Below are 24,731 nucleotides of genomic sequence, written 5' to 3'. Positions count from 1 at the left end.
ATCAGGCCACAAAAAAGGCGGCCGAAGCCGCCAATTTTCCCCAATCGCAAGAAACTGCCCCTCGCCCGCTTCGCAGCGGCCGACGGGGCTCGCCATCTCAGATGACGCCGAGCTTCTTCTGCAGTTTCGACGAGGACGTCGTGTACTGAAAGACGACGCGCTCGTCCGGTGCGATGTAGTGCTTGGCGGCCTGCGCCATCAAAGCCGCCTCGTGGAAGCCCGAGAGGATCAGCTTCAGCTTGCCGGGATAGGTGTTGATGTCGCCGATGGCGAAGATGCCCGGTTCGGACGACTGGAACTTCTCCGTATCCACCGGGATCAGGTTCTCGTGGAGATTGAGACCCCATTCGGCGACCGGGCCGAGCTTCATCGTCAGCCCGAAGAACGGCAGCATGCGCGTGCAGGAGACTTCGATCTCCCCATCCGGCGTCTTGAGGACGGCCGCTTCCAGGCTTCCGTCTCCGCCTTTGAGCGCAGTCACCTGCCCCTGCTGGAACGTCAGCTCGTGCTTTTCCTGAAGCGCGAACATCTTGTTGACGGAATCCGGCGCGGCGCGGAATTCCGGGCGCCGATGGACGAGCGTCACGCTCTTTGCGATCGGATGCAGGTTCAAGGTCCAGTCGAGGGCCGAATCGCCACCGCCGACGATCAGGAGATCGTGGTCGCGGTAATCCTCCATCCGCCGCACCGCATAGAAGACGGAGCTGCCTTCATAGGCTTCGATGCCCGGGATCGGGGGACGCTTCGGCTGGAACGACCCGCCACCGGCAGCAACGACAACCGCCTTCGCTTTGATCGTCGTCGCGGCATCGGTTCTGAGAAGGAAACCGCCATCTTCGGTGCGCTCGAGCTCGGAGACCATTTCGCCGAAATGGAACTCCGGATTGAAGGGAGCAATCTGCTCCATGAGCTTTTCGATGAGGCCCTGCGCCGAAATCTCCGGCCAGCCCGGAATGTCGTAGATCGGCTTCTCAGGATAGAGCTCGGCGCACTGGCCGCCCGGGCGATCGAGAATGTCGACCAGATGGCATTTCAGATCGAGCAGTCCGAGCTCGAAAACGGCGAAAAGCCCGACGGGTCCCGCCCCGATGATGGCGACGTCGGTTTCAACAAGCGTTCCAGTCATGCTTGACGCTCCGGAATGGTGACGACGAGTCCGTCCAACTCGTCACGAACCCTGATCTGACAGGACAAGCGCGAGGTCGGCCGAACATCGTAAGCGAAATCCAGCATGTCCTCTTCCATCGGCTCCGGAGAGCCGGTGCGCTCGAACCATTCCTCGGCGACAAAGACATGGCAGGTCGCGCAGGCGCAGGCGCCGCCACATTCAGCTTCGATTCCGGGAAGGCCCTGCTTGAGAGCGGCTTCCATCACAGTGGAGCCATTTTCGGCTTCCACCTCGTGGCGGTCGCCGTCCAAACCGATAAAAATGATTTTTGGCATGATCGATCCGTGTTGCGCCGCACGGGTTTAGGGACGCGGCGGGCGATGTCAAGAAGGGCACAAAACGGGTGCCCGCGTGTCGCAGGTGACCCCAAGGTCAGGTTCGGGCGAGATATCGCACAACCTCTTGCACGGCGGCTTCGAGCGGCGCAAGGTCGCAGCCCTCCGCTTTCAGCCGTTCTTCGGTGCGTGCGGCCGCCAAAGCCAGCCTTTCGGCCCCGACATTGCGGGCAAGCCCCTTGAGGGCGTGCACGCGCTCGCCTCGCGCAGAAGAGGTCTTCGCCTCCTTGACCTGATTGAGCAGCCGGTCCGCTTCGGTGACGAAAAGCGACAGGATCTCAACCTTCAAAGCCTCGTTGTGCATCGTCTGCCGGTCGAGATGGGCCTCATTGAGGACCGCAGCATCCTCCGCCATGGCCTGTTCCTTCGTGGAAGCGGATGGTTTTGCCCCCAAGGCCTGGGTGGCGTCCGCTTCCGCCACGCATGTGCCCCAAAATAGCCCGAATCTTAGCTCGCTACATGCACGATAGGCTGCAGCACATTCATATTATTCATGAAACAAGTGCACAGAAACGGGAAATCCCGTGATTCCGGCTTCTCAGGCCGTTACATAAATATTAGGATGCATTCACCCATTTTGATGGGAAGGCGCAGCTGTGTCTTGGTCGACACGGCTGCGTTCGGTATCGGGCGGCGGCGGTTCTACAGCCAAGGGGGTGGCAGGAATCGTCCAGAATGGGTGGCCCCTGCATATGTCACCCTCGCATGCCGGCAGAGACTGGCACGGCGTCCGTTGGAGTGGTTGCGTACGGACCGGAGCGAATGTCATGGGTAAAATACCAAAAGCGGAATCGACCGAAGCGGCTCTGTCGGCGGTCGAAGAAGCGCTGAGGATCGACTTCGGCGCCGCGGCGAACAGTCCAGCGAGAGCTTCAGGAGGTGCGGCGGCGGCGAAGCCCGTGCCGGCCAACAATGGCCGCTCCAAGAAGACGGAAGCGCCCACCAAAGCCGAAAAACGCGCCGAGACGGAATCGTCGCGCAGCAGCGAGCGCAAAGCGCGACGCGCGGCCAATGACGACGTCCGTTCCATCGGCAATCTTCTTTACGCCCTGCAGAGACGGCCTTCCTACGCGCCGTTTTGGACCGCGCTTCTCATGTCGGCCGTCTGGGCCGGCCTCGGCACGGCCTTCGGCATGGCGCTGTGGCGCGACCAGATCGCAGCGCTCGATTCGATCGAGCAGCTCCGCCAGGCGCCGCATCTCGTCGCTCTCGGCGTCGCAATCGTCGTTCCGGTCCTCCTCTTCTGGGTGATGGCGCTGATGATCTGGCGCTCTCAGGAGATGCGCATCGTTTCGCGCACCATGACCGAGGTGGCGCTTCGCCTTGCTGAGCCTGAAAACATCGCCAAGGAATCGATCGTCACCGTCGGTCAGGCAATCCGCCGTGAAGTCGCCTCCATGGGCGACGGCATCGAGCGGGCATTGGCGCGCGCCAGCGAACTCGAAGTGCTGGTGCAAAACGAAGTCGCCTCGCTTGAGCGCTCCTACACCGACAATGAGATGCGCGTCCGCCGTCTCGTCGACGAGCTCGTCAACGAGCGCGAGGCGATCCTGCAGAACGCCGATCGCATCAAGGCGGCAATGGGCGGGGCGCACGAGACGCTCACCTCCGATCTCGCCAAGACCAGCGACCAGATTCTCTCCACCGCCGATGAAGCGGCGCGCCGCATTGCCGACCTTCTCGTCGAGCGCACCAAGAACGTGACCGTCGATCTGTCCCGCGCGGGCGACGATTTCGCCACGTCCATTTCGAGCCGCACCGAGAGCCTGCTGGAGCGCATCAATCAGGTAAGCGGCCAGATCGGCGACACGATCGACCACCGCGGCGAAGAACTCGTCGGCCGGCTGAACCGCAGCCAGTCGGAAGCCACCGAGAGCTTCACCGAACGCGGCAGCGAGCTTCTGGAACGCATCCGCGCCGCCAGCGAAGGATTGAACGAGCTCATCGCCTCCAAGGGTGGCGAACTCAACGACCGCATCGTCGAGGCGCAGGACCGGCTCAATTATACGCTCACGGAACGCTCCACCGCCCTTCTCGAGAATCTGGGGCAGTCGAGCCAGCGCATCGAAAATGCCATCCTCGTCGATGGGCCCGCACTCGCCGAACGCATGTCGAGCCGCGGCGAAGAGCTTGCCGAGCGTATGACCTCGAGCAGCGACCACCTCACCCGCCAGCTCACGGAAACCAGCGAAGCGCTGACCAGCCGGCTCGTCACGAGCAGCGAAGAAATGACCGGCCGCCTCCTGTCCAGCAGCGAAGAGCTGAGCGGGCGGATCACGACGTCGAGCCGGCAGTTCACCGACAGGATTTCTTCAACCGGCGAAGAGCTGATTTCGCGCCTTGAGACTGGTGGTGAGGATGTCGCCGCCCGCATCACGGCGAGCGCCGATGCGCTGAATGACCGCTTGGGCACAACGGGAGCCGATATCGCCGGGCGCATCACCATCCGCGGCGACGAACTCGTCGAGCAGCTCGGCGCGCGTGGCGATGCCATCGCCGACCGCATCGGAGAAAAGACCGAGGAAACGGCGAGCCGGCTGGAACGCGCGAGCGACATCGTCGTCAACACACTCGATACCCGTTCGCGCAATGTCATCGACCAGCTCGGTCAGACCGGAAAGTCGATTTCGGTTGCCATGCACACCGAGCTCGAAGGCGTCACGCAGCGCCTGACGGATGCGGAACGCAGGCTGTCGACGACCGGCGAACGTGTCGCCGGCACCGTGGAAGAGCAGGTTGGCCGCATCGAAACCGGCTTCGATCAGAGCGCAGATCGCCTCAAGGGACGTCTGTCGGAGATCGAAGAGACGGTCAAAGGCTCCGCCATTCGCCTGGAAGAAGCCGGCGACAATGTCGGCGAACGCCTGCGCCAGAACGTCGATATCAATGTCGAGCGTTTTTCGGGACGCCTCTCCGAGATGGAAGAGACCGTCAAGAGCTCGGCCGAGCGGCTTGAAGAGGCTGGCAATGGCGTGGCTGAACGCTTCCGCCAGAATATCGACGTCAACGTCGAGCGTCTCGCGGGCCGCCTCTCAGACATGGAAAATTCGGTGCGCGGATCGGCCGAGCGCCTGGTGGAAACCGGCGACGATGTCGCCCGCCGCCTCGGCGCCAGCATCGACGGCAATGCCGATCGTCTTGCCGGGCGTCTTTCGGAGATGGAGGATTCCGTCAGGAGTTCTGCCGACCGCCTGGAAGAAGCCGGCAACGGTGTGGCCGAACGCTTGCGCCAGAACATCGACGTCAATGTCGAACGCCTCGCAGGCCGGCTCTCGGAAATGGAAAATTCGGTGCGCGGATCGGCCGAGCGCCTGGTGGAGACCGGCGACGACGTCGCCAAACGCCTCGGCACCAGCCTCGACGGCAATGCCGATCGCCTCGCCGGACGCGTCGCGGAGATGGAAGACGCGCTGCGCAACTCTGCCGGCCGTCTCGAGCAGGCGAGCGACAGCGCGGGCCAGCGTCTGCGTCAGAACATCGACGTCAATGTTGAGCACCTCGCCGGCCGTCTCTCAGAGATGGAAACCTCTGTTTTCGCCTCGGCGACCCGGCTTGAGGAAGCCGGCGAGCGCGTTTCGGAACGGCTCGGCTCCAGCCTCGACAGCAATGTCGACCGCCTGACGGGCCGCCTGTCCGACATCGAGGACACGTTGCGGGCCTCGGCCGGACGTCTCGAGGAAACTGGCGAGCACGTCTCAGAGCGACTGCAGCGCAGCGTCGACGGCAATGTCGAACGCTTGAATGTCCTCTTCGACGATCGCGGCAATACGATTTCGGAAACGCTCGACCAGAAGACGGCGATGCTGTCGACGGTGCTCGGCGAGCGTGGCCAGGCTCTCGGCGCCATGATCGACGGTCACGTCGCTCAGGTCGGAGAGACCCTCGACGGCCGCCTCGGCGGGTTCGAGACGCGTCTCAAGGAAAGCGCCGAGAATGTTGCGATCCGCCTCGCCTCTTCGGCCGAGACGATCGAAATGGCCGTGTCGGCGCGCCTGTCGAACTTCGAAAACCGCGTCACGGCGCGCATCGGCGAGGTCACGCAGGAATTCGGCGAACGTGCCGACGGCCTCTCAGAGACGCTCGACGACCGCCTCGGGCGCATCAACACGGCGCTCGACACACGGGCACGCCAGATCAGCGACACGCTGGTGGCGCGGACCCGCGAAATCGCCACGGCCTTCAACGAGGGCCAGTCGGAGATGACGACGAGCCTCGACGCACGCCTCGGCGAACTCGGTGAGACGCTGACGAACAAGACGCAGGAGCTGAGCGAGACGATCGCCAGCCGCATGATCGACGTGAACGCAAGCTTCGGCGAGCGCCTGATGGCGGTGGAGCACAGTTTTGCCGACCGGGCGAACTCGCTGCAGGCGACGCTCACCGGCACCAGCGACGCGCTCAACGAGAAGACCGAGACGCTGAACAGCATGCTGACCCAGCGCCAGAACGAGCTCGCTTCGGTCATCGATTCGCGCTCTTCGATCCTGGTGGAGACGATCGAGAACCGCGGACGCTTCGTCATCGACGGCCTGGAGAACCAGAACCGCATCCTCACCGACACCTTCGGCACGCAGGCGGAGAGCTTCGTGGAAGGCCTGGAAGGGCGCACCCGCGATCTCACCGAAGCCTTGGACAGCCGTCGCTCCGGCCTCATGGAGGATCTCGAACGGCAACGCGACAGCCTCTTCGAGGGCATGGAGGACCGCAGCCGCAACACGGCGGACGCCATCCGCGCGACGAGCGAGGAATCACTCAGCCGCCTGGACGACAGCGCCCGCGCGCTTCTTTCCAATCTCAGCACGCATTCCCACAACATCATCGATGCGGTTACCGGCACCAACGCCCGCTTCCGCACCGATATCGATTCGCTCCTGACGCGGATGGAAGAAACCAACGCTCAGCTGACCGAGGTTCTGGGATCGAGCGGAGAACAGCTCTCCGCAATCGAGAGCAACCTCGCCGGCCAGGCGGAGAGCTTGCGCAATGCCCTTTCGGCGGCAGCGCAGGACACCTCCACCTCGACCTCGATCCTCTCCGACCAGATCAAGACGCTGCGCGACGTGTCGACCCACGTGCTGCGTGACATCACGGCCATCGCCTCGCAATTCGACAGCCAGTCGGAATCGCTGTCGGAAGCCGGACGCATGCTCGACGAGGCCAACCGCACGATGGAAGGCCGCATCAGCGGCTCCACCGAGGCGTTGGAAGCGATGGCGCAGGGCCTCACCGGCCAGGCGGCATCTGTCGAAGAGCAGCTCACGCGCCTCACGGCGATGCTCTCCGACACGCTTGGATCGGCCGAAGAGCGCATCAATTCGGTCGCCGATTCCTTGAGCTCGCGTGCCTCTCTGTCGGCGCAGCGGGCAACCGAAGAGCTGGCCCAGAGCCTCGGCGCGGCGGAAGAGCGGGTCAGCGCCATCGCAAGCTCCCTCACCTCCACGGCGTCCGATTCGGCCCGCCAGGCCGCAGAGGAACTCGCCGCGAGCCTCGCGGAGGCGGAGGAGCGCATCAACGCCATCTCCGGCTCGCTCAGCACGCGCGCCGCCATGTCGGCCCGTCAGGCCGTCGAGGAGCTCGCTGAGAACCTTTCGCAGGCGGAAGAGCGCATTGCCGCCCTCACCGGCTCCCTGTCGTCTGCAGCCTCCGATACGGCCCGCAGCACCTCGGAGGAGCTGGAGCGGACGATCGGCTCGGCAGAAGAGCGCGTTGCCTCTCTCGCGGAATCCTTGAGCGCCAAGACGTCGATGTCGGTGCAGACCACCTCGCAGGAGCTGGAGACGACCCTCACCGCGGCCATGCAGCGCATCAACGAGGTTGCCGATGCTCTGAGCGCGCGGGCGGCGCAGTCCGCCACCGGCGCTTCGGAAGAGCTGGAGCAGACCTTGAGCTCGGCCGAACAGCGCGTCGCCCAGATCGCCCAGGCGCTCGGCCGTCGGGCCGAGGAAGCGGCCCGCGCCGCCATCAGCCAGTTCGAGACGATGCGGCTTGCCGCCATCGCCGAAGGCCAGCGGACGGTGGAGAGCGTGGAACAGGCCCGCGCTGAACTGAGCGAACGCCTCGCCGACGTGACGAACGGTTCCGACGAGAAGGTCCGCGCGGCAAGCGAGCGGCTCATGTCGGAAATCTCCGAGGCCGTCGAAAGCGCCACAGAGCGTTTCGCCGAGACCGCGGAGAAAATGCGTCATGCCGCCCGCGACATGAAGAGCGAGCTTGAATCGGCACGCGAAGATCTGCGCCGCGGCGTCAAGGACATGCCGGAAGAAGCCCGTCACGCTTCGGAGGCGATGCGCCGCGCCATCACCGAGCAGATCGAAGCGATCTCGGCTCTGACCGATATCGTCTCGCGCCGCGAAGGTGCCGCAAAGCGCACCGCCCAACCGGCGGCGACCGCGCCCCGGCGTGAGGAACCCGTCGAGGCAGCACCGCAGCCGCACAGCCTGCCTCGTGCCGCAAATCTGGAGACGGAAAGCACTTCCGACCGCGCCCCGATCACGCCGCGCTCCACTGGCACGGCTTCGGCAAGCACCCCTGCGGCACCTGCGGCAGCGCCTGCGTCTACGCCGACCCCGGCTCAGCCCGCAGCTCAGCAGACCCAGTGGAGCGAGCGTTTCGCCCGTCCCGCAGCGCCGCAGCCCGAGCCGAAGCCGGAACCGCGTCCGCAGGGCGAGCGTCGCGGCTGGGTCGCAGATCTCTTGCGGCGCGCATCGAGCGACGAAAGCGAATACGACACCGGGCCGGAGCCTGCCTCCGCCCCGACGCCTCAGCCCGCTCCGGCCACTCAGAACGCGACGCCGGGCCGCTCGCCCTCCCAGATGGTGGAAAGCCTCAACTCGCTTTCCGTCGACATCGCCCGGGCGATCGACCACCAGGCCGCAGTCGAGCTGTGGGAGCGCTATCGCAAGGGTGAGCGCAACGTCTTCACGCGGCGGCTCTACACGATCCAGGGCCAGAAGACGTTCGACGAGATCCGGCGCAAATACGAGCGCGACGGCGAATTCCGCCGTGCGGTCGACCATTACATCGCCGATTTCGAGAAGCTTCTCGACCAGCTGGCGAAGCGCCAGAAGGATCCGGCGATGGCGCAAAGCTACCTCGCCTCGGACACGGGCAAGGTCTACACCATGCTCGCGCACGCGGCCGGCCGCTTGAGCTAAAGCAAGCAATCACGAAGACACGAAAGGGCGGCCACGAGCCGCCCTTTTTGTTGTCTGCAAGGGGCCAGGAGAACCTTGAGGCCCGGCGATACTATTGCCAGGGAACGTTATGGCCAGGCGACGCTAAGGACGGCGTCGAGGGAGCACCATTTAAGTCTTTCGGACCTGCGGCCCCGCAAGGCCCAAAGACCGTCAGCCCGGTAGTGTCACAATGATCGGATCTCGATCGGTGGCGACGATCGTGTGCTCGTACTGCACCACGGGGGCGGAGGGCTCACTGTAAAGTGTCCATCCGTCATCGCCCTCGGCAGCCCAGAGACCGCCCTTCGACAGGAACGGCTCGACGGTGAGCACGAGCCCCTTGTTGATGCGCCGCCTGTCGCTCCGCGTCGGCCAGGTCGCGATTTCCCCGGGGTATTCGTGCAGGGAGCGGCCCACCCCATGGCTGGCGAGATTGCGGATGAGCGTATAGCCGCGCTGCGAGGCGAAGTGCCCTATGGCATCTCCGATGGCCGCGAGCGGCCGTCCGCTGCCGACCTGCGCGATGCCGATCTGCATGGCCCGCTTACCGTCTTTGCAGAGGCGCTCCAGCGAGTGCTCGACGGGTCCCACACGAAATGTCGCCCCGGTATCGGCAAAATAGCCGTTCTTCGAAGCCGAAACGTCGATATTGACCAGATCACCTTGAGCGATCACCCGGTCGCCAGGAATGCCGTGCGCGATTTCCTCGTTGACGCTGATACATGTCGCGCCCGGGAAATCGTAACAGCTTTGCGGCGCCGACACCGCGCCCTCACGCTCGAGAAATGCCTGACCGATCTCGTCCAATTCCCTGGTCGTCATGCCGGGCTCCACCGCTTTCGCCATCGAGCGCATGGCATTGGCCACGATCCGCCCGATTTCCTTCAGCCCGTCCAGTTCGTCTTGTTTGGTGATCGTCACGCTTCGGATCTCGTGGGGGAAGAAAAATCACATGGCGGCAGCACCGGCGATCTCCCGCCGGGAGGACTGAACGCGGCGCCCTAAACGCTCGTCAGCGTCCAGCTGGCGATCTCGGCAAACGCCTGATCCATCGCCTGGTTGAGGCCGGCGACGATCGCTGCATTGTCGTTGCTTGCGACGGGGCTTTCCGCATGCACAACGCGCGAGGCGACGACGCGGCCGTTGCGGTCGTTGAGGAGCTTGACGTTGAAATCGGCGACGGCGACGCCGTTCCTGAGCTCGAAGGCGCGCACGTCGAGAACGATCTGATAGTCGATCAAGAGCCCCTGCCCCGGCAAGCCGACGGCTTTCACACGCCCCGTATTCTGCAGCGTCTCCATGAGCCGTGCCTGCAACAGCCGCGGCAGCGTGTCCGGCCAGGCCGCTCCCGGCAGGTAGGCGAGCTCGGCGGGCGTTGGACGCGCGGCAATGCGGGTCGTGTCGAGGCTTGCAAGAGCGGCAGGCACAGGAACCAGAATCTGCGCGGATGTCCCGGCACGCACAGAGACATCCTGCGGCGCCGTCAGATCATAGATGGAATCGGGCGTCTTCGGCAGCACGGCGCAGCCGCCAAGCAGCAACAGCGAGACGAGCGCCGCAGCGCCGGCCGCTCCTCCGAAGCGGGACCCGCACTGAGGGTGGGCCTTACCGATGTCCTTGCGCATATTCATCCAATCGCTCTTGCGAGCTCTGCCCCAACCGGTCTTTGCCATCATCGTCGCCATTACCGTCTCTGGCCGCGATAAGTGGGCGCATCGTCTCCGCCGAAGATCAAGCGGCCCGGATTCCTCTCAAGTTCGGAAATCAGCGAATCCAGCCGTGACACGGTTCGCCGACCCTCGTTCACGAATTGGCGGATATCGGCAAGTCCCCGGCTTGAGAAATCCGACGCCCCGGAGCCGATCGTCTTCGCCTGTTCGTTGAAGGTCGCCGCGGCCGTCTGGATCTCGGCAAGCGTCGCCCGCGCCTGGGCGATCAGCCCCTGCCCCTCTTCGCTCGAAGCCGTATCGTCGAGCGTGCCCAAAAGTCCTTCGGCCTTGGCGCTCAGAACACCCAGGCGATCGGAGACCTGCCGGGCATTGGCGATAATGACACGAATGTCCTCGCGCGATTCATCGACCGTCGTCGCAACCCGGTTGATGCTGTCGACCGTGTCGGTGATCTTCTGGGGATCGACGCTCGCCATGACCTCGCTGGCATCGTTCACCATCGTTTGGACCTTCTGCGGATCGACCGCGCCAAGCACATTGTCGGCCTGACGGCTGACCGAAGCGAGGCGCGTCACCAGCTCGTCGATCTGCTCACGCCGCGCCTTGAGCGTCGCCGCAAGTTCGGACACGCCTTCAACGGTGGTGCGGATACGCTCCGGATCGATGGCAGCGCTGATGCGATCGACATTGTCGACGGTTGAGGAAATTTTCGCGGGATCGATGCTCGCCACGATCGTCTCAGCCTGGTCGACGACACTGCGCACGCGCTCCGGATCGACGGCGGCCACCACCTCGTCGAGGCGCGTGCTGACCGCGGAAAGCCGGGTGACGAACTGGTCGATATCGGCCTGTCTGGCGCTCAGTGTCGCCGCAAGATCCGACGCGCCTTTGACGGCGGTACGCACCTCTTCCGGATCGATCGCTCCACTCACCCGGTCGATATTGTCGAGCGTGCGGGCGAGCTTTTCCGGATCGACCGCCTCGAGAATGGGACCGGTCTTTGCCTGGACTTCGCTCACCAGGAGGTCGGCCTTTTCTCCGACATTGCGCATGCGATCGGAGAACTCACGCACATCGTCGGAAACGCCGGAGAGATTCTCGACGAACTTGCGCACTTCCGCGCTCGTATCGCCGAGCGACTGGCTGAATTCGGCGACATTGTCGACGGTCTGCGAAACCTTATCGGGCTGCACCGCGGCGACGATCGCATCCGCCTTGGCGATGATGCCATCGAGCTTGCCCGACATACCGGCCATGCCCTCGGCCGCGCTGGACACGGAATCGATCAGTCTCGAGATCTGCTGCGAGTTGTCGCTGAGCGCACCGGAAAACGTGTCCACATTGGAGATGATACGATTGATGCCGTCGCGGTTGTCCGCGACGATCTTGTCGATGGCGTCGAGGGTGGATTCCGCACGCCCGGCGATCTCGCGCGCCGAGGCCATGAGATCCTGCATGTTGGACTGCTTGGCCACGAGCACGGGGACGTCATCGTCCGTCTGCTCCCACACGTCCGGCTCATTGGCCGAGCCCCCCACCATCTCGATGTAGCCGACGCCAGTCACACCCTGGAAACCGAGCGAGACCTCGGTGTCCGACTTGATAGGCGTATTGGCACCGACGGAAACGCGCGCATAGACGCGCGAGGGATCCGACGGATCGATCTCCAGCGCCTTCACGTCGCCCACCTTAATACCGTTGAACAGCACCAATGCCCCTTTGGTGAGGCCGGTGATAGAGCCGGAAAAGACGATGCGCAGCGGCTGCTGCTCCTGCGAGCCCTCCCCGGCAGCCATCCAGTAGATGAAGCCGAAGGCCGCAACCAGGACAGCAAGTGTGAAGGCGCCGATAACGGCTGTGTTGGCTTTGCTTTCCATGTTTATCGGCTCACTTCCGAAAGACCGGCCGCCCGCGCGCGTTCGCCGCTAAAGTAATCACGGACCCAGGGGTGGTCGAAACGCTCCATCGCCGCGATGTCGCCTTCGACAAGAATGCGTTTTTCTCCGACCACGGCAATACGGTCGACGATGGCGTGCAGTGTGTCGAGATCGTGGGTTACCATGACGACGGTCAAACCCAAAGTCTCGCGAAGATCGGCAATAAGCTGGTCGAAAGCCGCCGCCGAGATGGGATCGAGCCCCGACGTCGGCTCGTCCAGGAAAACGATCTCCGGGTCAAGTGCGAGCGCGCGGGCAAGAGCCGCGCGCTTGATCATGCCGCCGGAAAGCTCTGACGGATATTTGATGCCGTCGGCGGCCCGCAATCCGACGAGTTCGACTTTCATCGTCGCCAGAGATTCCATCAGAGGTTCTGGAAGATCGAGGTATTCGCGCATCGGCACCATGATGTTGTCGGCGACGGTCAGCCCCGAAAACAAGGCGCCCTGCTGGAAGAGAACGCCCCATCGGCGCTCGAGCTCCGGATTGCCCCCCTTGGTCAGATCATGTCCGAAAGCAACGATCTGACCTCCCCGGCGCGGCAGTAGACCGAGAATGGCGCGCGTCAAAACCGATTTGCCCGCACCCGACGCACCGACGACCGCAAGCACCTCGCCGCGATAGATATCGAGATCGAGATCTTGAAGGATCGGCTTGTCGCCGAAGCCCACGGTGAGGCCGCGCACCGAAATGATCGGCTCTTTGCCCTTGCCGCTGGTTCGTCTTTCGGACCGGTTCCCGGCTTTGTTGGTCGTCTGCTCCATCAAGACCTCAAAAGCCGATCGCGGCGTAGAAAACGGCAAACAGACCGTCGACGACGATCACCATGAAAATCGCCTTCACCACCGAGGCGGTCGTGCGACGACCGAGCGATTCCGCACTGCCCCCGACCGCCATACCCTCGGCACAGGCGATGAGGCCGATGATGAGAGCCATGAAAGGCGATTTGTAGAGGCCTGACAGGAAGCTCGACATATCGATGGCGTCGTGCAGGCGAGCGATGAAGGCATCAGGCGTGATGCTCGAGTAAAGCCACAGCATCATCATGCCGCCGGCAAGCGTCGCGAGCGCGGCGATGAAAGACAGCAGCGGCAAGACGATCAACAGCGCCAGGATGCGCGGCAGGATGAGGACATTGATCGGATCCATGCCCATCACCCGCAACGCGTCGATCTCCTCGCGCATCTGCATGGAGCCGAGTTCCGCGGTGATCGCGCTGCCCGAGCGGCCTGCGACCATGATCGCGGTCAACAGCAACGAGATTTCGCGCAGAGCAAGAATGCCAAGGAGATCGACGGAGAAGACCTCGGCCCCGAAATAACGCAGCTGGAAGGCCGATTGCTGGGCAAGGATGGCGCCGATGATGAAGGACATAAGCACCACGATCGGCACGGCCCGAAGCCCGATCATCTCCATCTGATTGATGATGGCGTAAAACCGCGCGGAGCGCGGATGCAGGGCGACGTGCAAAATCTCGAGAATGACCGAGCCGAGCATGCTGACGATGCGTCTCGCATCCGCAGTGATCGACAGAACGGTCTCCCCGACATCGGCGAAGAAGTTCGACTTCTTGGGATGCGGCAGCGTCTCGCCGTCTTTGAGCGCGAGGCGCACCCGTTCGATCAGGGTCTCGCGCCCGTCCTCCGCGCCGACAAAGGTGACCTCCCGGCCCGATTCCCGCCAGGCTTTCTCCAGCCGCACGAGGAGAAAAGCGCCCGCGGTGTCGATCGCGTCAAGATCGGACAGATCGATTTCCAGACGACGCGCACGGCTATCCTCGTCGCTCGCCGCCTTCTGCAGCGAGCGATCGAGCTTGGCGGCCTGGTCGATCGCCCACACACCCTTGGGCCGCAGGACAAAACGCTCGCCGACCAGTTCGTAAGAGAGATCGGACGTCATAACCTCACGTGACGTAACAACAGCTGACGCTGCCCTTGCAGCGTGCTAACGGTGCGGCCTTCATCGGGCGGACTTTGCCCGCACCGACTGGGCATCACAAGCGCAACGAGGCCACACATTTCAAATGATTGAGCGTCCTTATCTTATTTTCCTCGGCGATGTTCCGGACAAGCTCGCGGCCAAGACGGCCTATGGCGTCGTCGACTGGAGCCGAGAATGGTGTGTCGGTCAGCTGCGTCTCCCCGGCTGCCAGGCCGATACGGGTCTGAAGGATATGACGATTGCCGAGGCGACCGAAGCTGGCGCCCGCACTCTCATCATCGGCGCCGTCAACCCTGGCGGTGTGTTACCGGAGCATTGGACGTCGACGATCGTCGAGGCGATCGAAGCCGGAATGGATATCGCGAGCGGCCTGCATGTGCGGCTTGCGTCCGTCGACGCGATCCGAGAGGCCGCTGAACGCAAGGGCGTCAAGCTCCACGACACGCGTCACGCCGATCGCCGCTTCGCCACCGGCAAGGGCACCAAGCGTCCGGGCAAGCGGCTCTTGACCGTCGGCACCGACTGCTCGGTCGGCAAGAAATACGCAGCGCTCGCCATCGATCGCGAGCTCAACGGACGCGGCGTCAACTCGACCTTCTGCGCAACCGGCCAGACCGGCGTCATGATTTCCGGCAGTGGCGTTGCGATCGACGCCGTCGTCGCCGATTTCATCTCCGGGGCGGCTGAATGGCTGTCGCCCGCGACCGAGCCGGACCACTGGCAGATCGTCGAGGGCCAGGGCTCGCTCTTCCATCCCTCCTTCGCCGGTGTCAGCCTCGGTCTTCTGCACGGCGCCCAGCCGGACGTCTTCGTCGTCTGCCACGAGCCGACGCGCACCAAGATGCGCAACGTCGAAACGCCGATTTCCACGATCGAGGCGGTGATTGAAGAGACAATGCGGCTCGGGCGTCTCACCAATCCAGCGATCGCGCCGCTCGGCATCTCGATCAACACGCAGGCGCTCTCTGACGACGAGGCGAAAGCCTGTCTCGCAGAGGCGGAAGAACGCTACGGGCTGCCGGCCTGCGATCCGATCCGCACCGGCGTCGCCAAACTCGTGGACCGCCTTCTCAAAGAGTTCGTGGCATGAGTCTGTCGCTCGATCTCGACGTGGAATCCTGGCCGATCGCCGGCAGTTTCACGATCTCGCGCGGGTCGCGCACCGAGGCGAAGGTCATCGTCGCGCGTCTGAAGGACGGCCCCCATACCGGGCGGGGAGAATGCGTCCCCTATCCGCGCTATGGGGAAACGGTTGAAAGCGTCGCGGAGCAGATCCGCGGCGTCGACCTCGACGGGCTCGACCGCGAAACGCTGAGACAGCGGCTGCCGGCCGGTGCCGCACGCAACGCGATCGATTGCGCCCTCTGGGACCTCGAAGCCAAGCGCGACGGCACGTCTGCCGCGGACCGCTGCGGCCACATGGTCGCCCGCCCGCTCGAGACCGCCTACACCATCTCGCTCGGCAGCCCGAGCGACATGGCAAGCGCGGCTCACCGTGCGGGTCACAATCACGTGCTCAAGCTGAAGCTCGGCGGAGAAGGCGATGCGGAGCGCGTGCGCGCCGTCCGGGCGGCGATGCCGCGTGTGCCGCTCATCGTCGATGCCAACGAATCGTGGAGCGAGCACAACATCCTCGAAAACATGCGCGCCTGCGCGGAATCTCACGTTCAGCTGATCGAGCAGCCGCTTCCGGCCGGCGAAGACGAGATGCTGCGGGAGATGCCGCATGTGGCGCCCATCTGCGCCGACGAGAGCCTTCACACGCTCGCCGATCTCGACGGCCTCACCGGCAAGTACGATGCCGTCAACGTCAAGCTCGACAAGGCCGGAGGCCTGACCGAAGCGCTGGAGCTCGTCCGCGAGGCGCGCCGGCGCGGCTATCTGATCATGATCGGCTGCATGGTGGGCACGTCTCTTGCGATGGCGCCGGCCGTCATCCTGGCTCAGGATGCCGACGTCGTCGACCTCGACGGCCCTCTCCTCCTGGCACGCGATCGCCAGCCCGGCCTCGTTTATGTGGGCTCGCTGGTCGAACCCCCGACGCCGCAGCTCTGGGGCTGAGCCTTCAGAAAGCTCCGAGAGATTGCTCTAGGCTTTGAGGCCGCGCGGAAGGCGCCATGCAATCGCAAGTGCGCAGGCGCCGAACGCGGCCATCAGCAGGAACGGCAGCGACGGCGCGATGCCGTAGAGCATTCCGGCTGCCAGGGTGCCGCTGCCGATCACCAGCCCGGCGCTCAGCTGGTAGGCGGCCTGAAGCCTCGCCGTGTGCCCCGCCTCGGCGACTGCGGCGAGCGCCATCATCGCACCGAGATGGGTGGCCGCGAAGGTGAGGCCATGCAGGACCTGCAACACGAAGGCCCATGAGACGTCGGTTGCGAAGGCGAAGAGCGACCACCGCAGCATCGCCCCCGTGGCGCCTGCAATGAGGAAACGTCGCGCGCCCCAGCCGACGAAATGCCTTGCGAACCAGAACAACGCGATTTCGATGACCACACCGAGCGACCAGAGGGCCGCGATGACGAGGTCGGAAAAGCCGAGCGAGCGCCAATAAAGGCTGCCGAAAGCGTAATAGGCGCCGTGGCTGCCCGTCACGAGGCTGGCCGCAGCGATGGTCAGAACGAGCCGCCGGTCCCGTGGGAAAGCGATCAGGCCGCCGTCCTTGGCAAGCTTTGCAGCCCGCCCGACAAGCGGCAAGGACAGCGCGGCAACGATCCCGAAAGCGAAGGCGGCGAGCTGCAGCCCGTAGACGGCATCTACCGAGACGCTCGAAATGATCTGACCGGCGGCGAAATTGCCGACGATGAACGCGACCGACCCCCACAACCGGATGCGCCCATAATCGTTGCCGTGCCGGCGCACGCCGGTGAGCGCCACGGCATCCCCCAAAGGCACGAGCGCGTTCCAGAAGATGAGTGCGGCAGAGGAGATCAAAAGCAGCGCTGCGGCACCACCGGCGAAGTTGAGGGCGAAGAAGATGAGGCTGGCGATGCCGGCATAAAGCGCCGCGGCGACCCGCAATTCGCCGAGACGGTCGGCGGCCGCGGCGAGCGTCCCGCTCAGGACCGCACGCACCAGCAACGGCAAAGCAACGGCCACGCCGATCTGTCCGTCGGAAAGCCCCTGCGCTTCGAGCCACACCGGAAAGAACGGCAGATAGACGCCGAGAGCGAAGAAGACGGCCGCGAGGAAGCCTGCGCTCTTCAGTCCGAAAAGGCGTCTTGCACGGTGCTTGCCGTCGTCATTAGCTCTTTCTAAGCTCTTCCGGTCCATCTTCGGACCCGTCAACGCGATCGCGTTCTGGAAGAGGAAAAGGCATGGCGCGCCTGATCGAAAAGGGCCTGACGGACATCGAGTACGAGACGATGCTGTCGGCACTGACCAGTACGTCCAAGGGACGCGCTTTCCTTGACGAATATGTGCGCCGTTCGCGGCGCACCGAAACCCGCTCGCTGATGGCGGCGATGACGCGGCTTGCGACGAATGTCAGCACGCTGCGCACCCAGTTGAAGCCGAGCCAGATTGCGCGCGAATTGACACGAATTGCCGGAGACGTCCCGCCGGGACGGGCGCGTCAGGATCTGATGGTGCTCGCCGCGGGCCTGCATGATGCGGCCCCCGATGCCGCCGCAACCGCCGGACAGACGGCGGATATCCTTGAGCGACTGAAGCAGTTCCGCCCCTTCGGCGCCGCTTCGGAGGAAAGCCGGGACGACCGTGACCGCACCTCGGAGGAAAACCACTAAGCTGCCGAGCGATAACGGGCGAGTGCTTGTGCCAGGACGGCATCGTCGACATTGCCGCCGGAAAGAACCAGCACGACGACCGTACCGCGCACATCGACCGAACCTGAAAGCAGCGCGGCAAGGGCGAGCGCGCCCCCCGGCTCTAACACCAGCCGAAAGCGCTCATAGGCAAAGGCGATGGCATTGAGCGCCGCATCGTCGCTCACGGTGCGCGTCCCGGACAATCGCTCGCGATTGATGGCGAAGCCGATCTCCCCGGGCGCGGGCGCCAGCAACGCGTCGCAGACCGAGCCGCTGGTTCGCTCGTTTCTGACGATCTGGTCGGCCGCCAGAGACCGGCCATAATCGTCGAAGCCTTCTGGCTCCATCGCAAGGACGCGGCAGTTCCGTGCGCGCTCGGTGACCGCGAGCGAGACGCCGGCCGCAAGTCCGCCACCACTGCAGGGCATCATGACGACGTCTGGGACGAGCCGCATATTGGCAAGTTCGGAAACGATCTCGAGCCCGATCGTCCCCTGCCCGGCGATGACCTTGGTGTCGTTATAGGGGTGGATGAGGAACCCGCCCTCACGACGAATGACATCCGCAAGCACTTCCTCGCGGTCTTCGCTCGCACGATCGTAGGTGATGATGCGAGCCCCAGCCGCGCGCGTGCGATTGACCTTCACCACCGGCGCGTCTTCCGGCATGACGATCGTTGCCGGAACGCCTGCGAGACGCGCCGCCTCCGCGACACCCTGGGCGTGGTTGCCCGACGAACAGCCGACCACACCACCCGCAGCGGCATCACCCGCCGCCATCAGCGCGTTATATGCGCCGCGAAATTTGAAGGAGCCGGTCCGCTGCATGCATTCCGGTTTCAAGAAGACGCGGGCGGCAAATTGCTCCGACAGAGCTGGCGCAGCAATGAGAGGCGTCCGCATGGCACGCCCTTGCAGGCGAGTGGCAGCAGCCTCGATATCGTTGAGGGAAACCGGCAGGGTCATGGATCGCCCTTAAGGCCTTTTTCGTCCTCTTTGAAGAGGTAGAAAAGTCTCGTATCCGCGATTTTGCGGCTTCACGCGGCGAGCTGGCAGTTGGGCCCCTGTGCTTTGACGAGGTTCTCGCGAAATTCTTGCACGCTCGCATCCCAGCTGAAACGCGTTGCGTAAGCGCGCGCCGCCTCTCCCGAAAGATCGAGGCACTGAAGCGCCGCAGCCCGCAGATCCTCGCTCAAAGCCCCGATCTCCGGTTCCACGATCACGTCGTTTGGACCGGTGACGGGAAATGCCGCCACCGGCAAACCGGAGGCGAGCGCTTCCAAGAGCACGTTGCCGAACGTGTCTGTCAGGCTCGGGAAGACGAACACGTCCGCGGCCGCATAGGCATGAGCGAGTTCCTCGCCTTCCATGGCGCCAAGAAAATGCACGTCCGGATGGCGCGCCTTCAGATCGGCAAGGGCCGGCCCATCGCCGACCACGACCTTGGAGCCGGGCAGGTCGAGCGAGGTGAACGCTGCGAGGTTCTTTTCCACGGCGACGCGGCCGACATTCAAAAACACCGGACGCGGCAATCCGAGGTCGGCCCCCGGGCGCGGATGAAAGAGATGGGAATCGACCCCGCGCGACCAGCGCATGAGATTGTGAAAGCCGCGTGCGGTGAGCTCAGCCTCGAGAGAGGGGGTGGCGACCATGCAGCCGGCGGCGGCGTTATGGAACCAGCGCATCATCCCGTAGAGCGCGCCGAGCGGCACGGGCGCCCGCGCCCGCACATATTCCGGAAACTTGGTATGATAGCTCGTGGTGAAACGCTGCCCCGTCTTCAGGCAATGGCGTCGGGCCAGGAAGCCGAGCGGACCTTCGGTGGCGATATGAATGCAATCGGGCCGCGCCGCTTCGATCATGCGGCCGACACGCGTCTTCGTCGTCACGGAAAGACGGATGTCCGGATAGGTCGGCATCGGCAGTGTGGAGAAGCGCTCCGGCGCGATCACGGTGACCTCGTCCCCGCCCTCGCTCAGAATGTCGACAACCCGTTTGAGCGAGCGCACAACCCCGTTGACCTGGGGAAACCAGGCGTCGGTTACGATGACAAGCCTCATAGGGTCATGCTCAGGCAGCAACCGGTGTCGGAGCGTGATGCGGCTCGTTTAAAGGGGCGGCCCGCATGATCTCCGACCAGCGGATGATCTCCATCCGCCCGTCGTGATGCTCGGCAACCGCTGTGCAGCTTTCGACCCAGTCGCCGCAATTGACGTATTTGATGCCATTGTTGTCGTCGCGGATGGCCGCATGATGGATATGCCCGCACACGACCCCGTCGGCCCCCTGGCGCTGTGCCTCCGCCGAAAGCGCTTCTTCGAACGCCCCGATGAAGTTCACGGCGTTCTTGACCTTCAGCTTCGCCCAGGCCGACAGCGACCAGTATGAGAAGCCGAGAGCACGCCGCAGCTGATTGACATAGGTGTTGACGCCGAGAGCCGTGACATAGGCCCAGTCGCCCAGGAACGCGAGCCATCTGGCGTGGCGCACGACGACGTCGAACTGGTCGCCATGAATGATCAGGAAGCGGCGCCCGTCGGCCGTCTCGTGGATGACGCTGTCACACACTTCGATGCCGCCGAAATGGCTGCCGAGATAACCGCGCAGGAATTCGTCATGGTTGCCCGGAATATAGACAAGCTTGGCACCCTTGCGGCCTTTGCGCAGAAGCTTCTGCACCACGTCGTTGTGGTATTGAGGCCAGTACCAGCCCCGGCGCAGACGCCAGCCGTCAACGATATCTCCGACGAGATAAATCGTCTCGGCGTCATGCACCTTCAGAAACTCCAACAACAGCTCGGCCTGGCACCCGCGCGTGCCGAGATGAATGTCAGATAGAAACAATGTCCGGAAATGATTTGGCGGAGCCATCGCCGTGCTTCCCATGTCTTTCAAGCATGAAAAACCCGATTCAGGTATCAGTTGTGTGACATCGGCCGACGCAAAGCTGCGGCAGGGCGTCCCGCGCTGGAATGAAAAGCCGCCTCCCCTAGAAAACGTCAACAAACATAGGAGAACGCCATGGATCTCGGCATCGAAGGAAGGACAGCCGTCGTATGCGCTTCAAGCCGCGGGCTGGGGAAAGGGTGTGCGGAAGCGCTCGCCAAAGCCGGTTGCCGGCTCGTCATCAATGGCCGCAACGCGGAGAGCCTGGAGAAAACGGCAAGCGATCTCCGCCGTCTGGGCGCCGACGTCACCGCGGTCGCCGCCGATATCGGCAGCCGTGAGGGACAAGAGCGCGTCCTTGCCGCGGCAAAGACGGTCGATATTTTGATCAACAACAATGGCGGCCCGCCCCGCCGCGGCTTCCGCGAACTGACACGCGAGGACATGTTGGAGGGCGTCACCCAGAACATGGTGACACCGATCGAACTCATTCAGGCCGTCGCCGACGGCATGGTCGAACGCGACTTCGGCCGCATCGTCAACATCACCTCCCTGTCAGTGCTGATGCCGATCCCGGGCCTCGACCTTTCCTCTGGTGCCCGGGCTGGTTTGACGGCCTTCCTTGCCGGAGTGTGCCGCGAATTCGTCCCCCACAACGTCACCATCAACAACATTCTGCCCGGCAAGATGGACACGGGCCGCCTGCGTGCGGGGATCTCCTGGCAGGCCGAAAAGGCCGGGATCAGCGAGGACGAGGCGGCAAAGCGCGAGGCTGCCGCAATCCCCGCCGGGCGCTTCGGAACGCCGGAAGAGTTCGGCGAGCTTGCAGCCTTCCTCTGCTCGGCCAACGCCGGTTACATCACCGGACAGAATTTCCGGGTCGACGGAGGTCTTCTCCCGATCGCCTTTTGAACGCGGTGACGCAGCCTCGCTCGATCCACGAAATCGGGGGGAAGGTCAGGTCGACGGCCGAGTGGAAGAAATACTCGGCAAGAGCTGCGCTTTGACCCGCCGCCACGAAAGGACCAGCCACAAAAAAGGGGCCGGTCACCCGGCCCCTTGCGAATTACAGGACTTCTAGGAAGTCTTAGTATTTGGCGACGATCGGCTCTTCCGTGCGCGGGCCGCCGAACTTCATCTTCAAAGCCGCCGACAGGATGTGCACAGAGCCATCCGAGGTGCCGTCAAAAGGTCCGTTGGAAAGCGGGCCTCCGGCGGCCGCCGGAACGAGATCGGTGTCGTCCGCCGTGATGTAGGAATAACCGACGTCGAAGGAGAAACGCTCGGTCGCCTGGTAGCTCGCACCGGCGGAGAACCACCAGCGATCGTTGTCCGGCAGGCGGAAGGAGCGGTTGGCATTGTCGTTCGGCGACAATTCGCGTGCCACACCGGCACGCACCGTCAGGTCCGGGTTGACGTCGTATTCGCCACCGAGAGCGAAATACCAGCTGTCTTCATATTCGAAGCCCAGCGGGATCGCCGCCGGCGCGCCGCTCAGCGTCACAGTCTCGAAACGGCTCCAATTCGCCCATTCGATGCCGGCCGTCAGACGGAAACCGTCCATGATGCGCTGGCGCAGACCCACACTCACTTTGTCCGGCAGATCGAAGCCGTCTGCCTCGACATCGAACGTACCGATCTGCGTGACGAGCGGTCCTTCGATGTCATGATCGATGCGGGAGCGGTAACCGATACCGATCTCCGTACCGTCCATCGGCTTCAGCTGAATACCGGCGGTGATGCCGAAGCCGACATCGTCCGCATCGTCGAGTGCGGAGACACCGAAGACAGGAAGCGCCTGCCCGGTCAGACGGACATTGGCATATTCCACGACTGCGCCGACGGCGACGGTGAGATAGTCGTTGAACTGATAGGCGACGACCGGGTTGGCCGCCATCGTGAAGACTTCCGTCGTTCCCGCGATACCGCTGGTGCGCACGAGCGAGTTGTAATCGTATTTCGTCGCAAGCCCGAACGGCGCGTTGATGCCGAGACCGAGGATGATTTTGTCGTTCACCCGGTAGCCATAATAAGAAGCAGGCACGGGCGCGTTCTCGGCAATATCCCCTTCGTTCTGCGGGAATGGCGAGAGAACATCGACATCAGAGCGCGGCGCGATATAGGAAATCACGCTCTCACTCTGGAAGCCCATGACGGCGCTCAATGTCGCCGGGTTCCAAAACATCGACGACAGGCTGCCCCCAGCGGCCATGCCGGCAAAGGCCATACCCTGGCCATAAGCACTCTGCTCACGCAGCGCGAATGCGCCTGCATGCGCCATGCTGCTCGTCGTCACCGCGATCAGTGCGGCGGCGGCCACGCTATGGCCGAGATGCCTCTTCAGTTTGTGCATTCGCTCCCTCCCCCGATTCGTTTGGCTCACATGTGGCAGCACTAAGCCATGCGTCTTTAGGACAAGCAATCGCGGAACGCTGAGACCGGACGTGCACCGTGTCTTCGGTAAGCGATTGTGACAAAACCGCCACGATTGCCGTTGCGGAAGTCTAGTGAAAGAGTATTTCTTGGATATAGCCGTCTTGAGCTCCGCATATCTCTGCACTTCTCCCGGAAGCCTCCCGCACATACGCCCAGGCTCCGAAAAGTCAGAAATGTGCCGGCAAAGTGCCGATCGGAATGCCTCACCAGACGCGAGCGAATAACATTCTCCCGATTGTCCACCCGGCAGGACAGAGATGCGCTCTGTCGCCGCAAGGCGCATCGGCATGCTTTGGGAGGAGCCTATCTCCGCCCTACATTGAGAACCGTTCTCAGTTTCCGTCATCACCGATGACGCTGGTGGCGCCACTCCTCCCCCCAGGTTCGGCGCCTCGTTACATTTCGGAGGTCGCATTGACCCATCATCGCCTTTTCGGCCGGCTGGTTCCCGTGGAGCTGGCAGCTGCAATCGTTCTCACGGCCGCCGCGTGCTTCAGCTTCGTCGGCCACGCCCACGCCAGCGACGTGCCCGGGCCTCTCGTGGACGTCGACTGGCTCAAGACCAATCTCGACCAGCCCGATCTCGTCGTTATCGATACGAGGGGCGAAGCGGACGGGTCTGATCCTTACGCAGAAGGCCACATTCCGGGCGCCGTGCACGCGCCCTATCCCGGCGGCTGGCGCGCAACGCGCGACGGCGTTCCCGGTCAGCTCCCGGAGCTTTCGGCTCTCGAGAAACATATCGGCAGCCTCGGAATTTCCGGCGACGAGACCGTCGTCATCGTCCCGGCGGCCTCGAGCTCCAGCGAGTTCAGTGGTGCCACCCGTATTTATTGGACGCTCAAGCTCGCAGGCCTCGAACATCTTGCCATCTTGAATGGCGGGTACCGCGTCTGGAATGCCGATCCGAGCACGACGCTTGCGACGGATAAGCCCGAAATCGTTGCGGCCGATTTCAAGGCGCAATTGCGGCCCGGACTCCTCGTCTCGAGCGATGACGTCCGTTCGCATCTCGATGACGGTTCCACCGTTCTCCTCGATGGACGTCCGGCCGAACAGTTCAAGGGCAAGGATAAGCATCCGGCGGCGAAGCGCTTCGGTCACCTTCCAGGCGCCGTCAATCTCGACCAGTCGGTCTTCTTCGATCCGGCGACGGGCAAGATCGTGCCGCAGACGGTCGCCGCATCGCTGCTGCCGGAGGCTGCTGCACAGTCGAAAGCCGAGGTGGTGAGCTACTGCAACACCGGGCATTGGGCCTCGATGAACTGGTTCATTCTGTCGGAGGTGCTCGGCCACAACAACGTGACGCTCTACGACGATTCCATGGTGGGTTGGACGGAAAACCCCGACAATCCGGTCGAGAGCGAGCGCAGCCGCCTCGATGACATCAAGGCCTGGTGGAACGGCAACGGCTAAGCCC

At 63.7% G+C, this 24,731-nt stretch carries 19 protein-coding genes; 6 read left to right on the top strand and 13 right to left on the bottom strand.

Annotated features, from left to right (window positions below; genetic code table 11):
* Positions 1 to 97: 97 nt before the first annotated feature.
* The 3 genes from BLP76_RS07820 to BLP76_RS07810 form a co-directional block, all read right to left on the bottom strand.
* Positions 98 to 1,126 (bottom strand): NAD(P)/FAD-dependent oxidoreductase, encoded by a 1,029-nt coding sequence (locus BLP76_RS07820; protein ID WP_092811251.1) that lies wholly within the window; start codon positions 1,124 to 1,126, stop codon positions 98 to 100.
* On the bottom strand, positions 1,123 to 1,443 hold the full coding sequence (locus BLP76_RS07815) for a 2Fe-2S iron-sulfur cluster-binding protein (protein WP_092811249.1): 321 nt from the start codon (positions 1,441 to 1,443) through the stop codon (positions 1,123 to 1,125). Before BLP76_RS07815 ends, BLP76_RS07820 begins: the two co-directional genes overlap by 4 nt.
* A 97-nt stretch (positions 1,444 to 1,540) precedes the next feature.
* Entirely contained in the window at positions 1,541 to 1,858 is a 318-nt protein-coding gene (locus BLP76_RS07810) for an Hpt domain-containing protein (protein WP_092811247.1), read from the bottom strand.
* Positions 1,859 to 2,270: 412 nt separating this feature from the next.
* Here BLP76_RS07810 and BLP76_RS07805 point away from each other — a divergent pair, with 412 nt between their 5' ends.
* Positions 2,271 to 8,657, top strand: coding sequence for an apolipoprotein A-IV repeat region-like domain-containing protein (locus BLP76_RS07805; RefSeq protein WP_170130449.1), 6,387 nt, complete (start codon positions 2,271 to 2,273; stop codon positions 8,655 to 8,657).
* Between the two features lie 192 nt (positions 8,658 to 8,849).
* Here BLP76_RS07805 and map read toward each other — a convergent pair whose 3' ends face one another.
* From map to BLP76_RS07780, 5 genes are all read right to left on the bottom strand, one after another.
* Positions 8,850 to 9,599 carry a type I methionyl aminopeptidase gene (gene map, locus BLP76_RS07800; RefSeq protein WP_092811243.1) on the bottom strand — a complete coding sequence of 250 codons (750 nt, stop codon included), beginning with the start codon at positions 9,597 to 9,599 and terminating at the stop codon, positions 8,850 to 8,852.
* Between the two features lie 80 nt (positions 9,600 to 9,679).
* Positions 9,680 to 10,363, bottom strand: a complete 684-nt coding sequence (locus BLP76_RS07795; RefSeq protein ID WP_244514496.1) for an ABC-type transport auxiliary lipoprotein family protein — start codon at positions 10,361 to 10,363, stop codon at positions 9,680 to 9,682.
* Positions 10,363 to 12,225, bottom strand: a complete 1,863-nt coding sequence (locus BLP76_RS07790; RefSeq protein ID WP_092811241.1) for an MlaD family protein — start codon at positions 12,223 to 12,225, stop codon at positions 10,363 to 10,365. Before BLP76_RS07790 ends, BLP76_RS07795 begins: the two co-directional genes overlap by 1 nt.
* Positions 12,226 to 12,227: 2 nt before the next feature.
* Positions 12,228 to 13,049, bottom strand: coding sequence for an ABC transporter ATP-binding protein (locus BLP76_RS07785; protein ID WP_092811239.1), 822 nt, complete (start codon positions 13,047 to 13,049; stop codon positions 12,228 to 12,230).
* Positions 13,050 to 13,056: 7 nt separating this feature from the next.
* Positions 13,057 to 14,184, bottom strand: coding sequence for an ABC transporter permease (locus BLP76_RS07780; protein WP_092811237.1), 1,128 nt, complete (start codon positions 14,182 to 14,184; stop codon positions 13,057 to 13,059).
* A gap of 124 nt (positions 14,185 to 14,308) precedes the next feature.
* Between BLP76_RS07780 and dgcN the strand changes: the two genes are divergently transcribed.
* Both dgcN and dgcA read left to right on the top strand, forming a co-directional pair.
* Positions 14,309 to 15,316, top strand: coding sequence for an N-acetyltransferase DgcN (gene dgcN, locus BLP76_RS07775; protein WP_092811235.1), 1,008 nt, complete (start codon positions 14,309 to 14,311; stop codon positions 15,314 to 15,316).
* The gene (gene dgcA, locus BLP76_RS07770) at positions 15,313 to 16,287 is read left to right on the top strand and encodes an N-acetyl-D-Glu racemase DgcA (protein ID WP_092811233.1); all 975 of its coding nucleotides are present in this window, start codon (positions 15,313 to 15,315) and stop codon (positions 16,285 to 16,287) included. The genes dgcN and dgcA overlap by 4 nt, the downstream gene beginning before the upstream one ends.
* 27 nt (positions 16,288 to 16,314) lie before the next feature.
* On the opposite strand, the gene BLP76_RS07765 is transcribed toward dgcA, so the two are convergent.
* Positions 16,315 to 17,496, bottom strand: coding sequence for an MFS transporter (locus BLP76_RS07765; protein ID WP_092811231.1), 1,182 nt, complete (start codon positions 17,494 to 17,496; stop codon positions 16,315 to 16,317).
* A gap of 44 nt (positions 17,497 to 17,540) precedes the next feature.
* Between BLP76_RS07765 and BLP76_RS07760 the strand changes: the two genes are divergently transcribed.
* Positions 17,541 to 17,969 carry a hypothetical protein gene (locus tag BLP76_RS07760; protein WP_092811229.1) on the top strand — a complete coding sequence of 143 codons (429 nt, stop codon included), beginning with the start codon at positions 17,541 to 17,543 and terminating at the stop codon, positions 17,967 to 17,969.
* Here the strand turns inward: BLP76_RS07760 and BLP76_RS07755 are convergent.
* From BLP76_RS07755 to BLP76_RS07745, 3 genes are all read right to left on the bottom strand, one after another.
* The gene (locus tag BLP76_RS07755; protein WP_092811227.1) at positions 17,966 to 18,955 is read right to left on the bottom strand and encodes a threonine ammonia-lyase; all 990 of its coding nucleotides are present in this window, start codon (positions 18,953 to 18,955) and stop codon (positions 17,966 to 17,968) included. The two genes, BLP76_RS07760 and BLP76_RS07755, sit on opposite strands and share 4 nt — an antisense overlap.
* A gap of 71 nt (positions 18,956 to 19,026) precedes the next feature.
* Positions 19,027 to 20,049, bottom strand: a complete 1,023-nt coding sequence (locus BLP76_RS07750; RefSeq protein ID WP_092811225.1) for a glycosyltransferase family 4 protein — start codon at positions 20,047 to 20,049, stop codon at positions 19,027 to 19,029.
* 10 nt (positions 20,050 to 20,059) lie between these two features.
* Positions 20,060 to 20,860: a UDP-2,3-diacylglucosamine diphosphatase gene (locus BLP76_RS07745; protein ID WP_092811405.1), complete on the bottom strand. Its 801-nt coding sequence runs from the start codon at positions 20,858 to 20,860 to the stop codon at positions 20,060 to 20,062.
* A 150-nt stretch (positions 20,861 to 21,010) separates the two neighbouring features.
* On the opposite strand from BLP76_RS07745, the gene BLP76_RS07740 reads away from it, so the two are divergent.
* A complete protein-coding gene (locus BLP76_RS07740; protein WP_092811223.1) occupies positions 21,011 to 21,787 on the top strand; it encodes an SDR family oxidoreductase in 777 nt (258 codons plus the stop codon).
* 175 nt (positions 21,788 to 21,962) lie between these two features.
* On the opposite strand, the gene BLP76_RS07735 is transcribed toward BLP76_RS07740, so the two are convergent.
* The gene (locus tag BLP76_RS07735; RefSeq protein WP_170130448.1) at positions 21,963 to 23,228 is read right to left on the bottom strand and encodes an OmpP1/FadL family transporter; all 1,266 of its coding nucleotides are present in this window, start codon (positions 23,226 to 23,228) and stop codon (positions 21,963 to 21,965) included.
* Between the two features lie 497 nt (positions 23,229 to 23,725).
* Here BLP76_RS07735 and BLP76_RS18565 point away from each other — a divergent pair, with 497 nt between their 5' ends.
* Complete coding sequence (locus BLP76_RS18565) at positions 23,726 to 24,727, top strand: sulfurtransferase (protein ID WP_170130447.1); 1,002 nt, start codon at positions 23,726 to 23,728, stop codon at positions 24,725 to 24,727.
* Positions 24,728 to 24,731: the final 4 nt, after the last annotated feature.

The organism is Afifella marina DSM 2698 (assembly GCF_900102695.1).
GTDB lineage: Bacteria > Pseudomonadota > Alphaproteobacteria > Rhizobiales > Afifellaceae > Afifella > Afifella marina.
This window is presented reverse-complemented; position numbering and strand designations above follow the sequence as displayed.